General features: G+C 72.0%; 15 protein-coding genes. 4 read left to right on the top strand and 11 right to left on the bottom strand.

Annotated features, from left to right (window positions below):
* The first annotated feature begins 42 nt into the window (after positions 1-42).
* On the top strand, positions 43-1,611 hold the full coding sequence (locus EW117_RS12630; RefSeq protein ID WP_242504257.1) for an NAD(P)H-quinone dehydrogenase: 1,569 nt from the start codon (positions 43-45) through the stop codon (positions 1,609-1,611).
* A 72-nt stretch (positions 1,612-1,683) separates the two neighbouring features.
* Here EW117_RS12630 and EW117_RS12625 read toward each other — a convergent pair whose 3' ends face one another.
* The 9 genes from EW117_RS12625 to EW117_RS12585 all read right to left on the bottom strand — a co-directional run bounded on the left by EW117_RS12625 (position 1,684) and on the right by EW117_RS12585 (position 10,345).
* On the bottom strand, positions 1,684-2,148 hold the full coding sequence (locus tag EW117_RS12625; RefSeq protein WP_242504256.1) for a hypothetical protein: 465 nt from the start codon (positions 2,146-2,148) through the stop codon (positions 1,684-1,686).
* 9 nt (positions 2,149-2,157) lie between these two features.
* Positions 2,158-2,655, bottom strand: coding sequence for an NUDIX domain-containing protein (locus EW117_RS12620; protein WP_129787057.1), 498 nt, complete (start codon positions 2,653-2,655; stop codon positions 2,158-2,160).
* Between the two features lie 76 nt (positions 2,656-2,731).
* Positions 2,732-3,196 (bottom strand): hypothetical protein, encoded by a 465-nt coding sequence (locus tag EW117_RS12615; RefSeq protein WP_129787056.1) that lies wholly within the window; start codon positions 3,194-3,196, stop codon positions 2,732-2,734.
* A 156-nt stretch (positions 3,197-3,352) separates the two neighbouring features.
* Complete coding sequence (locus EW117_RS12610) at positions 3,353-5,164, bottom strand: acetyl/propionyl/methylcrotonyl-CoA carboxylase subunit alpha (RefSeq protein ID WP_242504255.1); 1,812 nt, start codon at positions 5,162-5,164, stop codon at positions 3,353-3,355.
* Positions 5,165-5,402: 238 nt separating this feature from the next.
* Positions 5,403-6,053: a Maf family protein gene (locus EW117_RS12605; RefSeq protein WP_129787055.1), complete on the bottom strand. Its 651-nt coding sequence runs from the start codon at positions 6,051-6,053 to the stop codon at positions 5,403-5,405.
* 144 nt (positions 6,054-6,197) lie between these two features.
* Positions 6,198-7,895, bottom strand: a complete 1,698-nt coding sequence (locus EW117_RS12600; RefSeq protein ID WP_129787054.1) for a DUF885 domain-containing protein — start codon at positions 7,893-7,895, stop codon at positions 6,198-6,200.
* 76 nt (positions 7,896-7,971) lie between these two features.
* Positions 7,972-8,211 (bottom strand): acyl-CoA carboxylase epsilon subunit, encoded by a 240-nt coding sequence (locus EW117_RS12595; protein WP_129787053.1) that lies wholly within the window; start codon positions 8,209-8,211, stop codon positions 7,972-7,974.
* Positions 8,208-8,732, bottom strand: coding sequence for a hypothetical protein (locus EW117_RS12590; RefSeq protein WP_129787052.1), 525 nt, complete (start codon positions 8,730-8,732; stop codon positions 8,208-8,210). Before EW117_RS12590 ends, EW117_RS12595 begins: the two co-directional genes overlap by 4 nt.
* 14 nt (positions 8,733-8,746) lie before the next feature.
* Complete coding sequence (locus EW117_RS12585) at positions 8,747-10,345, bottom strand: acyl-CoA carboxylase subunit beta (protein WP_129787051.1); 1,599 nt, start codon at positions 10,343-10,345, stop codon at positions 8,747-8,749.
* A 119-nt stretch (positions 10,346-10,464) separates the two neighbouring features.
* Here EW117_RS12585 and EW117_RS12580 point away from each other — a divergent pair, with 119 nt between their 5' ends.
* The 3 genes from EW117_RS12580 (at position 10,465) to EW117_RS12570 (ending at position 12,841) form a co-directional block, all read left to right on the top strand.
* Positions 10,465-11,307 carry a biotin--[acetyl-CoA-carboxylase] ligase gene (locus EW117_RS12580; protein ID WP_129787050.1) on the top strand — a complete coding sequence of 281 codons (843 nt, stop codon included), beginning with the start codon at positions 10,465-10,467 and terminating at the stop codon, positions 11,305-11,307.
* Between the two features lie 145 nt (positions 11,308-11,452).
* Complete coding sequence (locus EW117_RS12575; RefSeq protein ID WP_129787049.1) at positions 11,453-11,749, top strand: hypothetical protein; 297 nt, start codon at positions 11,453-11,455, stop codon at positions 11,747-11,749.
* Between the two features lie 24 nt (positions 11,750-11,773).
* Positions 11,774-12,841, top strand: coding sequence for an adenylate/guanylate cyclase domain-containing protein (locus EW117_RS12570; RefSeq protein WP_129787048.1), 1,068 nt, complete (start codon positions 11,774-11,776; stop codon positions 12,839-12,841).
* Positions 12,842-12,917: 76 nt separating this feature from the next.
* Here EW117_RS12570 and EW117_RS12565 read toward each other — a convergent pair whose 3' ends face one another.
* Both EW117_RS12565 and EW117_RS12560 read right to left on the bottom strand, forming a co-directional pair.
* Positions 12,918-13,697: a crotonase/enoyl-CoA hydratase family protein gene (locus EW117_RS12565; protein WP_129787047.1), complete on the bottom strand. Its 780-nt coding sequence runs from the start codon at positions 13,695-13,697 to the stop codon at positions 12,918-12,920.
* A gap of 48 nt (positions 13,698-13,745) precedes the next feature.
* Positions 13,746-15,398 carry a lysyl oxidase family protein gene (locus EW117_RS12560; RefSeq protein WP_129787046.1) on the bottom strand — a complete coding sequence of 551 codons (1,653 nt, stop codon included), beginning with the start codon at positions 15,396-15,398 and terminating at the stop codon, positions 13,746-13,748.
* Positions 15,399-15,540 lie beyond the last annotated feature (142 nt).

The following is a 15,540-nucleotide window of genomic DNA, read 5'->3' as shown; positions in this document are numbered from 1 at the left end:
CTGCAACTTCATGACACCTGCCGACGATGCGAGAATGGGGGCGTGACCCCCCTCGATCCCACAGCAGTCCCGCCCCATGTCGTCGTCGTGGGAGGTGGCCCCGGCGGCTACGAGGCGGCGCTCGTGGCCCGCAGCCACGGCGCGCAGGTCACGGTGGTGGAGCAGCAGGGTCTGGGCGGCGCGGCGGTCCTGACCGACGTCGTCCCCTCCAAGACCCTCATCGCCACCGCCGAGTGGATGACCATCGCCGATCGCGCCCCCGAGCTCGGCATCCGCATGCCCGACGACGTCGTGGACCCGCTGTCCGACGTCGACGTCTCGCTGGCGACCGGCGGCATCCCCGTGGTGTCCGCGTACGCGGCCCCGGCTTCGGCGCAGGCGCACGGGCTGGGCGGCGCCGGCGTGCAGGCGGCGGCGTCCGCGGCCCGGACGGCGGAGGAGAAGCGCAAGCACTTCGTGGACCTGCAGGCCGTCAACAAGCGCGTGCTCGCCCTCGCCCGGGCGCAGAGCGCCGACATCCGGGGCCGCCTGGAGCGCGAGGGCATCCGGATCGTCGCGGGCAAGGGCCGCCTGGACGGCCCGGCACACGTGGTCGCCGAGCTGCCCGACGGCGGCACCGAGGTGCTGGAGGCGGACTCGATCCTCCTCGCGCTCGGCGCGACCCCGCGCACCCTGCCCACGGCGGTGCCCGACGGCGAGCGCATCCTCACCTGGACGCAGATGTACAACCTGCGCGAGCTGCCCGAGCGGCTGATCGTCGTGGGCTCCGGCGTGACGGGCGCTGAGTTCGCGGGCGCGTACAACGCGCTCGGTTCGGACGTGGTGCTCGTCTCCAGCCGCGACCGCGTGCTGCCCGGCGAGGACGAGGACGCCGCCGAGCTGCTCGAGGGCGTGTTCCGCTCCCGGGGTATGACGGTGCTCTCCCGCTCGAGGGCGGCGTCCGCCGTGCGGACCGATGCCGGCGTCGAGGTGACGCTGTCCGACGGCCGCGTGGTGCACGGCTCGCACGTGCTCGTGGCGGTCGGCGGCGTGCCCGCGACGTCGGGCCTCGGGCTCGAGGAGGCCGGCGTGCGGCTGTCGGAGTCGGGGCACGTCGTCGTGGACCGGGTCTCGCGCACCTCGGTGCGCGGCGTCTACGCGTCCGGCGACTGTACGGGCGTGCTCCCGCTGGCGTCCGTGGCCGCGATGCAGGGCCGGATCGCCGTGGCGCACGCCCTGGGCGACGCCGTCCAGCCGCTGGCGCTGCGCACCGTCGCGTCCAACATCTTCACTGCGCCCGAGATCGCCACCGTCGGGTACAGCGAGGAGAAGCTGCGCGCGCAGAACTCGCGATACATCACGACGACGCTGCCGCTCGCGCGCAACCCGCGCGCCAAGATGCTCGGCATCAGGGACGGGTTCGTGAAGCTCTTCGCGCACCCCGAGGCCGGCGTGGTGCTCGGCGGGGTCGTGGTGGCGCCGCGCGCGTCCGAGCTGATCTTCCCGATCACGCTGGCGGTGCAGCACCGGCTCACGGTCGAGGACGTCGCCTCGGCCTTCACGATCTACCCGTCGCTGTCGGGCTCGATCGCGGAGGGCGCGCGCGTCCTGGACGCCCGAGTAGGCAAGTAGCCCTTGTTGTGGGCGTGATCGTTGCGCCTAAAACGGGCAGGTAGTCGCAACGATCACGCCCACAACCCAGTGCTAGGCGACGGAGGCGTCGAGGATGATGCGGCCGTCCTCGATCTTCACGTGCGACACCGTGAGGCCCGGGACCTTCGCGTCCAGCAGGCGCTCGACGTCGACGGCGATCCGCGCGTCCGGCTGGACGTCCACGACGCCCGGCGGCAGCCCCTGCTTGGCGACCTCCTGCTCGATGGGTGCGGCGGCGAGGCTGAGCAGCCGGTGCGCCGGCAGGCCCGCGGCGTTCACCTCGACGGTCAGCGTGGCGACCCCGCGCTCGAAGGCGGCCAGCTTCACATCCGCGCGCACGATCGGCGCGATCTTCACGGCCAGCTTGAGCGGGCCGGGGAGGGTCTCGAGGCGGCGCAGGTCCGCGACCACGCGGATCACGTCGCCGTCGCCGACGACCGACGTGATGATGGGCGGGGCCTGCTTGGCGATCCTCGCCAGGCCGAGTACCTCTTCGGGCGCGATCCGGATATGCACGAATCGACCCTAACCCAGGAGGGTGAGCAGTCGCGGCAGGGCCTCGCCGAACGCGGGCAGCAGCGTCAGCGAACCGAGGTCGCCGAGCCCCACCCAGCGCACCTCCAGGCTCTCGGGGTCGGCGGCGCGGGGCTCGATGCGGTAGCCGGGGGCGACGTCGGCCACCACGGTGGTGTAGGTCCAGGCCGGGTGCTCGAGCACGTGCGTGCCCACGACGTGCACGGCCGCCGGGTCGATCGCCGCCTCCTCGGCGGCCTCGCGCAGGGCACCGGCCGCCGGCTTCTCGTCCGGGGCGAGCGCCCCGCCCGGGATACCCCAGGTGCCGCCCATGTGGGACCACAGGGCGCGGTGCTGGAGCACGATCTGCGCCGGCTCGCCGTCGTCGTCCCGGCCGACCAGCAGCAGACCGGCCGCGCCGAACAGGCCCCAGTGCAGGTGGTCCCCGCAGGTCACCCACCCGTCGCCGGCGTGCCGGTGGAGGTCGGTGGGCACTGTCGCGTTCGGCACGGCGTCAGTCTGTCAGGTCGCGAGGTGTGTGTCAGCGACCGGCCCGGGGCGGACGACGTCTGCCCCGGGCCGAGTTTCAGGCGGGGACGCCCTCGACGACGACGTTGCCGTCCTCGAAGCGGAAGTCCGTGACCTCGGCGAACCTGCCGCGCATCAGGGCGCGGACGTCGAGGGAGATGGTGCCGTCCTTGCGGAGCTGCACCGCGTTATCGGGCAGTCCGCTCTTGCGCGCCATCTTCGTGATGGTGCCGGAGGCGAGCGGGAGCAGCTTGGTGGCGGGCAGGCCTGCGGCGTCGGCGTCGACCTGGAGGACCGCGATGTTCTGCCAGAACGACGTGATCCGAGCTGAGCCGTGCATGACCGGGACGGCCTTGGCCGCGATCTTGACGGGCAGCGGGGCGTAGGTCAGGCGGCGCAGGTCCCCGGTCACCGACATGACCCCGTCGTTGCAGGTCAGCTCGCTGACGAACGAGGGGAGTGTCTTGCGCGGGCGGACGAGGGCGATGGCCTCTTGAGGGCTGAGTACTACGACGTGTGTCACGTCGCAGAACCTAGCCGATCCGGCGAGGCCCTTCGGTCGCGTTTCGGCCGTAAATCGGCTTGCTGAGCCCTTTTCACCCTTGTTGGTGTCGAATTCACCCGTGCGACGGGCGTCCGGGCCGGGGCTGGGCCCGGCCCGGCCCGGGCCCGCTTCGGCTCAGTCGACGTCGACGATCTCGCAGAGCGGAGCACCCGCCGTCACGCCGGCGCCGGGCTCGGCGGTCAGGGACCGCACGATGCCGGCCCGGTGGGCCAGGATCGGCTGCTCCATCTTCATGGCCTCCAGCACGACGATGAGGTCGCCCTCGGCCACCTGCGCGCCGTCCTCGACCGCCACCTTCACGATGGTGCCCTGCATGGGGGAGGACAGCGTGCTGCCGGCAGTCCCCGAAGCCTTGGTCCCGGGGGCGCGCCGGGCAGGACGGCGGGCGGCGTTCGCCGAACGCGCGCGACCCGCCGCGACGCCGAGCCCCGCGGGCAGCACTACCTCGAGCCGGCGTCCGCCCACCTCCACGACTACGCGTTCGGCGGTCATCTCCTCCGCCTCGGACTCCCGGGCCGGTGCCGGCGTCGCCGGGGCCAGGGTCTTGAGGGTGTCGGCGAACTCGGTCTCGATCCAGCGGGTGTGCACGCGGAAGGGGGAACCGTCGGCCGGCACGAACGCGTCGGCCTCGAGGACCGCCTTGTGGAACGGGACCACCGTGGGGATGCCCTCGACCACGAGCTCGCGCAGCGCGCGCCGGGCACGCTCGACCGCCTGGGTGCGCGTGGCGCCCGTGACGATCAGCTTGGCGATCATGGAGTCGAACGCGCCGGAGACGGAGTCGCCCGCGACGACGCCCGTGTCGACGCGCACGCCCGGGCCCGACGGCCACGCGATGGTGTTCAGGCGGCCGGGCGCCGGGAGGAAGCCCATGGCCGGGTCCTCGCCGTTGATGCGGAACTCGATCGAGTGCCCGCGCACGGCAGGGGACTCGTAGCCGAGCTCCTCGCCCGCGGCGATGCGCAGCTGCTCGCGCACCAGGTCGATGCCCGTGACCTCCTCGGTCACCGGGTGCTCCACCTGGAGCCGCGTGTTCACCTCGAGGAACGAGATGGTGCCGTCGACGCCTACGAGGAACTCGCAGGTGCCGGCGCCGACGTAGCCCGCCTCGCGCAGGATCGCCTCCGACGCCGCGTACAGGGCCTTCTCCTGCTCCGGCGAGAGGAACGGCGCGGGTGCCTCCTCGACGAGCTTCTGGTGGCGGCGCTGCAGGGAGCAGTCCCGCGTCGACACGACCACGACGTTGCCATGGGTGTCCGCAAGGCACTGGGTCTCGACGTGGCGCGGCTTGTCCAGGTAGCGCTCCACGAAGCACTCGCCCCGGCCGAACGCCGCCACCGCCTCGCGGACCGCCGAGTCGAACATCTCGTCGATCTCCTCGAACGTGCGCGCGACCTTCAGGCCCCGGCCGCCGCCGCCGAACGCCGCCTTGATGGCGATCGGCAGCCCGTACTGCTCGGCGAAGGCCTTGACCTCGCTGCTGTCCTGCACCGGGTCGGGCGTCCCGGGGACCAGGGGCGCGCCGGCGCGCTGCGCGATGTGCCGCGCGCTCACCTTGTCGCCCAGCGACTCGATGGCCGACGGCGGCGGCCCGATCCACACGAGCCCGGCGTCCAGCACGGCCTGGGCGAACTCGGCGTTCTCCGACAGGAAGCCGTAGCCCGGGTGCACGGCGTCGGCGCCAGAGCGGCGGGCGACGTCGAGCAGCTTGGCCGGGTCGAGGTACGTGTCCGCGGCGCGGGCGCCGCCCAGCGCGAACGCCTCGTCGGCGAGGCGGACGTGCAGGGACTCGCGGTCCTGGTCGGCGTAGACGGCGACGGAAGTCAGCCCCGCGTCGGCGCATCCACGGGCCACGCGGACGGCGATCTCACCGCGGTTGGCGATGAGCACCTTCGAGATGGTTCGGGGCAGGCTGGAACTGGGCACGGCTCACCGTAACCCGGCCGTACGGGACCGAAGTACCGCCCCCGGGCACCCGGCGGAAAGTCTGGAGGCCAGACCAACCTCGACCCGGGCCGTTTGGAGGGTTCGGACATGGCGTGTGGCCTGCGACGTCGGCTGGGCCTGCTCTGGTTGTGCACATCCGGCACGCGACGCCGCTGGCGCGGGTGGCTTCGGCTGTGAGAACGACGAAGCCTACGTTCGGCGGCGGCGCGGCGCGCCGTCAGCGGAGGGCTCGCCAGGGGACGTTCAGGTCTGTCAGGAGCTCGCGGAGCAGCGGGAGGCTGAGGCCGACGACGCCGTGGTGGTCACCCTCGATGCGCTCGATGTACGGGCCGCCGAGGCCGTCGATGGTGAACGAGCCCGCGACGTGCAGCGGCTCGCCGGTGGCGACATAGGCGTCGATCTCGTCGTCGTCGATGTCGGCGAACCAGACCGTGGTCGAGTTGGTCGAGCCGAGGGTGCCGCCCGTGCCGCCCGCGGCGTCGTCGCGCAGGTCCACCACCCAGTGACCCGTGTGCAGCACACCCTTACCGCCGCGCATCGAACGCCAGCGTTCGCGTGCGGCGTCGGCGTCGGCGGGCTTGCCCACGACGACGCCGTCGAACTCGAGCATGGAGTCGCAGCCGATGACTATGACGTCGGTCAGGCGCTCGGCGTCCGCGTCCTCCAGCCGGGACGCCACCTCCTCGGCCTTCGCCTGCGCCAGGACGAGCACGGCGTCGGCGGGATCGAGCTCGCCGAACCGGTCGGTGGCATCGGCGAGGACCTTGTCCTCGTCCACGCCGGACACCACGACTTCCGGGGTGACTCCGGCGGACTTGAGGGTGGCGAGTCGGGCGGGGGACTGTGAGGCGAGGACCAGGCGTGGCACCGCGCCACAGTAACGAGAATGCGGCCGGGCGAAACAGGGATTCGGCGATCCCCGAGACGTGACCCACGTCACTCTTGTTGTGGGCGTGATCGTTGCGACTACATGTCCGGTTCAGGCGCAACGATCACGCCCACAACAAGGGCGTCAGGCGAGCGCCTCGCGGAGGGTGTCCAGGCCCACCGAGCCCAGGCTGAGCGCCCGGGCGTGGAACGCCTTGGCGTCGAACGCCTGGCCGGCGGGGGCGGCCGCCCTGGCGGCGTCCCGCGTCTGCTCCCACAGCCGCTGGCCCACCTTGTACGACGGCGCCTGGCCCGGCCAGCCGAGGTAGCGGTTGAACTCGAAGCGGACGAACTGCTCCGGCATGTTCACGTTGGCCCTGAGGAACGGCCAGGCCTTCTCCGCGGTCCAGGTTCCGCCGCCCCACTCCTCGGGCGCGGGCAGGCCCAGGTGCACGCCGATGTCGAACACGACGCGGGCCGCGCGCAGGCGCTGCGCGTCGAGCATGCCGAGGCGGTCGCCCGGGTCCTCCATGTAGCCCAGGTCGGCCATGAGCCGCTCCGCGTACAGGGCCCAGCCCTCGCCGTGGCCGGAGACCCAGCAGGCCAGCCGGCGCCAGCTGTTGAGCGTCTCGCGGGCGAACACGGCCTGGCCGCACTGCAGGTGATGGCCCGGGACGCCCTCGTGGTAGACCGTCGTCTTCTCGCGCCAGGTGTTGAACTCCGTGACGCCCTCCGGCACGGCCCACCACATGCGCCCAGGCCGGGCCCAGTCGTCGCTCGGCGGGGTGTAGTAGATGCCGCCGGACTGGGTGGGCGCGATCATGCACTCGAGGTTCAGGACGGGCTCCGGCACGTCGAAGTGCGTGCCGTTCAGTGCGGTGGTCGCGGCGTCGGCGGTCTCCTGCATCCAGGCCTGGAGCGCCGCGGTGCCAAGGAGCTTGCGCGCGGGATCGGCGTCGAGCGCCGCGACGGCCTGCTCGACCGTGGCACCCGGGCCGGCGATGGTCGCGGCCACCGACTCCTGCTCGGCGACGATGCGGGCGAGCTCGTCGAGGCCCCACTGGTAGGTCTCGTCGAGGTCGACCTTCGCGCCCAGGAAGTACCGGGACCACAGGGTGTAGCGCTCGCGGCCGACGGCGTCGGACTCGGCTGCCTGGGGCGCGAGGTCACGCTCCAGGAAGTCGGCGAGCTTCGCGTAGGCCCCACGGGCAGCGGTGGCGCCGTGCTCCAGCTCCTTGCGGACCAGGCTGCACGCGGCCGACTCGTCGAGCACGTCGTCGACCGCCTTGCCGCGCGTGAACGACGTGAAGAAGGAGTCGGCGGCGGCCAGCTCGCGCGCCTGGTCGACGCACTCGCGCACCTGCCGGATCGCCGCGACGTTCCCCTGCGCGGCGGCCTCGGTCAGCGACTCGATGTACCCGTCGACGGCGCCGGGCAGCCCGTTCAGCCGGGCGGCGATGTTCTCCCAGGCCTCCACCGAGTCCGTGGCCATGATGTCGAAGACGTCGCGCAGCTGCTGCACCGGCGACTCGATGTTGTTCAGGTTACGCAGGCCCTCGCCGGCCTCGTGCAGCTCGAGGTCGAGCCCCACGCGCTCGCGCATCGCGGACAGCGTCACCCGGTCGACGTCGTCCGCCGGCTCGAGACCGTCGAGCTTGGCCAGGACGTCGCGGCCGGCCTGCGCGACGGCATCGTGCCCAGCCGGCGAGAAGTCGCCGAGCTCGTGGTCGTGCCCGGGCAGGCCCATGGCCGTCGCGGACAACGGTACGAGCTCGGTGAGCCGCGTGACGTAGTCGTCGGCGATGGCGTCGATCGGTGTGGGCGGGCGCACGGGACTTGTCATGGGCGGAGCCTACGTCGGCTCCGTGACAGTCCGGCAGGGAATTGACGGACGCCGGGTCAGGCGCCCGCCGCCGGAGTCACGACCGCAGGCTCCAGCGCCACGCGTCGGCGTTGTGCCGGCCGGAGCGCCCGCCGAAGTTCTTGGCCGTCGCGGCGCCGTTCCCGCGCAGCACCCGGGCGTGGTTGGTCCACTCGTCGAGCGGGGCGGCGTCGTCCGGCTCGGGGCCGGTCGCCGTGACCGCGGCGAGGCCCGCGACCAGGGCGGCCACCTCGACGTCGTCCGGCTCGCCGCGTACCACGCGCACCTGGGGGCTCATTCGTCGTCCTCCTCGTAGAAACCGAAACCGGGCGCCTCGCCGCGCGATGCCGCCCACTCCGCGATGTCGTAACCGCCCTCGGTGAGGTGCGTCGCCACCGACTCGCCGGCGGCGTCGAGCAGGTCGATCACGCCGTCCAGGGAAGCGTCGCCGCCACGTGCGGCGACGACGAAGCCCAGGTAGAACGACTCGCCGCCCTCCGGGAGGCCGGACTCGACGATCTCGTCGACCTCGGACTCGTCCGCCGGCTCCCACACGGACGAGGTGAGGTCGGGGTGCATGCCGAGCGAGCTGTGCAGCGCGTCGAACAGGGCGGCGTTCAGGTGCCCCACCTTCGACTCGAGGGCCAGCACGCGCGGGTCTTCGTCCGCCTCGGCCGCGCCGAACTCGGCGCGGACGCCCACGGCTGTCCCCACGTAGTCGTGCAGTGCAGCCGCCAGCGCGTCGACCGCACGGTGCATCGGCTCCGCATCGACGCGGCCCATCGGCGCCGGGCCGTGGGTGGCGTCCTCGTGACTCATGTAGTTCCTCCGGGTCAGAGCGGGATGTTGCCGTGCTTCTTCGGAGGAAGCGTAGATCGCTTGGTGCGCAGCGCGCGAAGCGCACGCACCACCTGGACCCGGGTCTCGGAGGGGCGGATGACCGCGTCGACGTACCCGCGCTCGGCGGCGTCCCACGGGTTGACTATGGCGTCCTCGTACTCGGCGGTCAGCCGGGCGCGCTCGGCCTCGACGTCGCCGCCCGCCTCCTGCACCGTGCGCAGGGCGCCGCGCTGCAGGATGTTCACGGCGCCGCTGGCACCCATGACGGCGATCTGGGCGGTCGGCCAGGCCAGGTTGACGTCGGCGCCGAGCTGCTTGGAGCCCATGACGATGTAGGCGCCGCCGTACGCCTTGCGCGTGATGACGGTGATGAGCGGCACCGTGGCCTCGGCGTAGGCGTAGATCAGCTTGGCGCCGCGGCGGATGATGCCCTGGTGCTCCTGCCCGACGCCGGGGAGGAAGCCCGGCACGTCCACGAACGTCAGCACCGGGATGTTGAAGGCGTCGCAGGTGCGCACGAACCGGGCGGCCTTCTCGGCGGCGTCGATGTCGAGCGTGCCCGCCATGGACTGCGGCTGGTTCGCGACGATGCCGACCGACTGGCCCTCCACGTGCCCGAACCCGATCAGCACGTTGGTCGCGAACATCGGCTGGACCTCGAGGAACGACTCCGGGTCCAGGACCGCCTCGATGGCCGCGCGCATGTCGTAGGGCTGGTTGTCGCTGTCGGGGATCAGCTCGTCGAGGGCCTCGTCCTCGGCCGTGACCTCCAGCGGCGTCTCGTCCTCGGGCGGGAACGCCGGGGCGTCCGACAGGTTGTTCTGCGGCAGGTAGCTCACCAGGTGGCGCACGTAGTCCAGCGCGTCGTCCTCGTCCTGGCCCATGTAGTGCGCCACGCCCGACTTCGAGTTGTGCGTGCGTGCGCCGCCCAGCGTCTCGAAGTCGACGTCCTCGCCCGTCACCGTGCGGATCACGTCCGGGCCGGTGATGAACATGTTCGACGTCTGGTCGGCCATCACGATGAAGTCCGTCAGCGCGGGGGAGTACACCGCGCCGCCCGCGCTCGGGCCGAGGATCAGGGAGATCTGCGGGATCACGCCCGACGCCGCCACGTTGCGCCGGAACATCTCCGCGAACTGCGTCAGCGCCGCGACCCCCTCCTGGATCCGGGCGCCGCCGCCGTCGCTGATGCCGATCAGGGGTACGCCCGTGCGCAGCGCCAGGTCCTGCACCTTGGTGATCTTCTGGCCGTGCACCTCGCCGAGGCTGCCGCCGAACACCGTGAAGTCCTGCGAGTAGACGCACACCTGGCGGCCGTCGATCGTGCCGTACCCGGTGACGACGCCGTCGCCGGCGATGCGCTTCTTCTCCAGGCCGAAGTTGCGGCTGCGGTGCATGGCCAGCGCGTCCAGCTCGGTGAAGCTGCCCTCGTCGAGGAGCGCGTCGATGCGTTCTCGCGCGGTCTTCTTGCCCCGCTTGTGCTGCTTCTCCTGGGCCGTCTCCTCCGGGTTGTCGATGGCGGCGGCCCGGCGGGCGTCCAGATCGTCGAGCTTGGCGCGCGTGCCGGCGAGGGTGGTGATGGCGTCGTTCACAGTTCGAGCGTAGTTGTCGGATGCCTCAGGCTCGATGCGTGAGCGTCCAGCGGGTCACGCCGCTGACTTGTGGGTTTCCTCCAAGGGCAGACCCAGCAGCCAGGGGAGAGGATGAGGTTGTGCACCGGTCCCTGTATCCCGACAAGCTCGCCGTTCCCGGGTTCGCCAGGGTAGAGGTGGTCGAGTCCTCGCCCTCCACGAACACCGACCTCGTGGCGGCGGTCCGCGCCGACCCGGCCGCCTGGCCGGCGCCGTCGGCTCTGGTCGCCGAGCACCAGACCGTGGGCCGGGGCCGGGCCGGGCGGTCCTGGGAGACGCCGCCGCGCGCCGGGCTCACCGTGTCCGTGCTGCTGCGGCCCCAGGTCCCCGCCGGGATGCTGGGCTGGCTCCCGCTGCTCGCCGGGCTCGCGGTGGTGCGCACCGTGTCCGAAGGCGGGATCACCGCCGCCGTGAAGTGGCCCAACGACGTGCTGCTGCCCGCCGTCGACACCGTCGCCGGCCTGGGGCTCTACCGCAAGGTCGCCGGGATCCTCGCCGAGGTGGTGCCCGCGCCGCCGGGCGCTGCCCCCGACAACGCACCGCCTGCCGTGGTGCTCGGGATCGGGCTCAACGTGTCGCAGTCCGCGGACGAGCTCCCCGTGCCGACGGCGACCTCGCTGGCGCTCGCGGGCCACCCCCGGCCCGACCGCACCGACGTGCTGGTGCGGTTGCTCGGCGAGGTGCACGCCGTCGTCCGGCGATGGGAGCAGGCCGGCGGCGACGCCGCGGCGGCCGGACTCCTGGACGAGTACACGGCCGTGTCCGCGACGCTGGGCACTCGCGTGCGGGCCGAGCTCGCCGGCGGGGCCGGCGTGCTGGAGGGTGAGGCCGTGGGCCTGGACGGGTCGGGGGCGCTCGTGGTGCGCCTGGAGTCGGGCGAGGAGCGCGCGGTGACCGCCGGCGACGTCTGGCACCTGCGCTGAGCGCGCGGGCCGACCGCTCCCGAACCGGCCGGGTGAACCACGGGGTGAAGTCGGCGGCACTGCCTGCCGCACGGTGGGTGGCCTGGGGTAATGTCCGCCACAGGCGACGGCAGGCAAGATCAGCGTGCGACGGTCGGGAGGTGCCATGGAGGCAGGTCGAGCCACGCTCGGTGTGGCGAAGGCAATCGTGTGTGCGGCGGCGATCGTCGCGGTCTATCTGATCAGTACCGTCCGGCTGGACCGGGGCTTCGTGCAGAGCGAAGGGACGCCGACGGCGGGCCTGATCGCTGCCGGGATCTCGTGGCTCATGGTCGTCTGGGTCCTGCTCTACCGCGACGACGGCGTGCGCGGCGTGCGGCTGGGCCTGTGGAACGTCGTCACCGTGGTCGGGATGCTGCTCGTGCTCACGGGGATCCCGCTGGTGCTGACGTTCTGGGGCTGAGGTGCCCACGCCTACAGTGGTGACGTGCTCCACAATTCCGAGACCCCCCACACGCACCACGACGCGCCGGGTGCCGACACCGCTGCTCGCCTCGACGAGACGCTGCTGGGCGGCTCCCGCAAGTACACGCTGTCGCAGGTCGTGGAGCTGACGGGGCTCGACAAGGGGTTCGTGACGCGCTATTGGCGCTGGATCGGTCTGCCCGTCACGCATCCGACGGAGACCTGGTTCACCGACGCCGACGTCGAGGCGCTCCAGGACGCGGCCGGCCTGTTCGACGAGGAGCGGATGGACGAGCGCGCCCAGATGACGTTCATCCGGTCCGTCGGGCACACGGCCGACCGGCTGGCGCTGTGGCAGGTCGAGGCGCTCGTGGAGCATCTCGCGCGGCGCTATGAGCTGGACGAGACCTCGGCCCGCCTGCTCGCCCTGGACCGGCTCCCGGAGATGACGGAGATGCTGCAGGGTCAGCTCGAGCACGCGTGGCGGCGTCAGCTCGCGGCGCTCACCGGGCGCATGGCCATCGAGTTCGCGGGTGCGCACTCGGACGACCGCAGCGACACCCACCAGCTGCCTTTGTTGCGGGCCGTCGGGTTCGCGGACATCGTCTCGTTCACGAAACGCACGGCGGGCCTGGGGTCGGAGGAGCTGGCGGAGTTCGTGCAGCGGTTCGAGGCCGGCGCGCGCGACATCATCGTCAACGCGGGCGGGCGCGTGGTGAAGACCATCGGCGACGCCGTCCTGTTCGTGACGGACGACATCTCCACCGGCGCCGAGGTGGCCCTCGGCCTCGCCGAGACCTCCGGCGTGGCGCTCGGTACCGCGGCTCCCGGCGAGCCCGAGATCCCGGTGCGCGTCGGGCTCGTCTGGGGCCGGGTGCTGTCCCGGTTCGGCGACATCTTCGGCCCGACGGTGAACCTGGCCTCGCGCCTCACGGAGCAGGCCGACCCGTCGACCGTCCTGGTCGACAAGGACACCGCCGCGCAGCTCGCCGCGACGTCGCACTACGCGCTCACGGCGCAGCCCGCGCGCGACGTCCCCGGCATCGGCCGGCTGGCCCCGGTCCGCCTCCAGCGCGCCTACCGCGGCTGACTCCTTTGTTGTGGGCGTGATCGTTGCGCCTAAAACGGGCGTCTCATCGCAACGATCACGCCCACAACAAAGGGGGTTATCGCTGGAGCGCCTTCAGCGCGCCCGGGAGCAGCTTCAGCTGCGCCCAGCGCTCGGCTGCGAACGTACGCCGGTCGCCCGACGACCAGCGCCGGTCGAACAGCCGCTTCGCCGCGGCCACGGCCTCCGGGCGTCGCTCGGAGATCCGGGCGGCCAGCGCGAACGCCTCGTCCAGGGGAGTGTCGGTGACCGTCCCCGCCAGGCCGAGCCCTCCGGCGTCGGCCCCTGTGAACTCCTCTGCGGTGAAGGTGAGGCGCTTCGCCGTCTCGATGCCGACGAGCTGGGTCAGCGCGCGGATCCCGGACATGTCGGGGACCAGGCCGCGCTCGACCTCCTTGACGGACCAGCGGGCGTCGGGCGCGGTGAGGCGCAGGTCCGCGGCGAGGGCGATCTGTACGCCCGCCCCGAGGACGTGCCCGTGCACCGCGGCGATCACCGGGACGGGCAGCCGCCGCCATGCCCAGCAGGCCTCCTGAAACAGGTTGGTGCCGCGCGGCGTCGGGACGAACGCCCGCGCGACGGCGGCGGGGTCGCGGGCCGCCGCGCCGAGGTCGAGCCCCGCGCAGAACGAGCGGCCGTTGCCCGAGATGACCACCGCGCGCAGCCCGGGCTCGCGCCGCAGGCGGCGCGCGGTCGCCCTGAGATCGCCGAGCATCGCGAGCGACAGCGCGTTGAGCTTGTCGGGACGGTCCAGGCGGACGTCGGCGATCCCGTCCGAGAGGCTGCAGGTGATGCGGCTCCCGGACGGGGCGGCCGACGGCGTCGTGCTGACGTTCATGGGGCGCAGCCTACGCAGCGCCGGCCCTCATGAACGGGGGTGGAGGGGTCAGCCCCGCCACCCCACCTCGGTCTCCGTGTCGATGCCCTCGTACGGCGGCACCGTCACCGTACGCTTGCCGGGCGTCCCGCCGAGGACCACGGTCCGGTAGCTCACGTTGTTGGAGTCCGTCCGCTCGTGCAGAGCACCATTCGGGTTCACCGTGATCTTGATCTGGTAGGTCCCGTTGGGGACGCCGGTCAGCTTGAACGCCTGGGTCTGGTACTGGCTGTAGGTGTCGCCCCAGCCGGTGGGCAGCACCTCGCGCAGCCACAGGGCGGACCGGTCGCCGCACGTGCTGTCGAGGCCGATCGCCTCCGGACGCCAGGTGGCGCCCGGCACCGAGAGGTCGACGGGGTCGGTCGGCGCCAGGCACCACGACTGCTTGCCGCTCGTCGTCACCAGGGAGCCGTCGGGCTTGACGAGCTCGTACTTCGCGAAGTCCAGGAAGTGCCAGTGGTCGTGCTCGGGAGCGTCGTGGTACTTCATGGTCCCGGTCTTGGTGCTACCGATCTCCTTGCCGTCCTTGTAGAAGAACTGGTAGGCGTCCATGACCTCGGTGGCGCCCCGGCGGTAGCCCTCGACGACCAGCGGACCCGGCCCGGCGTTCCACTCGTGGGCGTTGAAGGTGAGCCGGTCCGTACGACCCTCTCGCTCGGTCCCGATCTGCCACGCGGGCACGGACACCAGGTCAGGAAGGGTGTCCTCGTCCGGGGTCTTGGTCGAGGGTGTCGATCCCGGCTGGCCGAGCGCGGGGTGATCGGTGCCGTGCTCCTGGCCGGCGTCCTGAAGCGTGAAGAGGTTCGTGCGGTGCGTGGGCTCCGAGCTGTCACCCGAGCCGCCGTGCGCGCCGGTGGTGTGCGCCTGCCGGCGCTGCTCCTGGGGTGTGGGCTCGCCCTCCGCCAGGGTGCTGAAGCCCTCGTCGGGCTCGCCCAGCAGCAGCTCCCCGACCTCACCGCAGTCCACCATCTGGCACTCGTCGACGACCTTGACGCGCTGCGACACCGAGCGGCTGTCAGCGGGCATGCCGAGGAACCTCGCGACGCGATCGTTGACGGTCACGGTCATCCGGAGGTTCGTCTTCGTGGTCTTCAGCTCGAAGTACGTGTCGAGCTGGGTTGCCCAGCCCTGCTCGAGCCCGAACACCGTGGACTTCGTGAACCAGTTGCCGCCGCACCACGAGGGGTAGATCGGCTCGGTGTGGCCGGTGGGCTCGACCCGCTGGCGCTCGTAACCGCCCAGGCACAGGGTGCGGGACTTCTTGTACAGGACGTTGCCCTTGGCATCGACGATCTGGACCGTAAGCCCCTTCTTGAAGCCGTTCATCCCGTCGACGATCCTGGCGGGCGCCTTCGTGGTGGTCCGCTCGTCGCCGCGGATCACGGTCTTGGTGAGCGAGACCGGGTCGGAGACCTTCTCGCGTGTGGTCCGGAACTCATAGCCCTGGCCATAGGCGGCCATCCAGACGCCCGAGTCGAAGTACACGTGGCCGTCGTAGACGTAGGCCTCGACTTCCTTGGCCGCCGGGGCGAAGCGGAGGCCCGGCTCCGCGGCAGCCATGCGCGCAGTGGTCGTGTCGGTCGTTGATGGTGACGCGGACGCGATGTCGGTCGCGGCCCCCTCTCCGAGCAGACCGAGGGCCAGCACGGTGGCCACCCCCATCGTGAGTAGGCGCGGAGATGGACGGGGCAAGCGGCGTGCGGTCATGAACTGGATCCCCCAACTGGGTAGGGACAGGGAGTCTGTCGCTACCCAGGGACGTTCGGACCTGCGGTTTCGTTGCCTCAGATCGCGAAGTTCATCC

This window comes from Promicromonospora panici (assembly GCF_900608595.1).
GTDB lineage: Bacteria > Actinomycetota > Actinomycetes > Actinomycetales > Cellulomonadaceae > Promicromonospora > Promicromonospora panici.
This window is presented reverse-complemented; position numbering and strand designations above follow the sequence as displayed.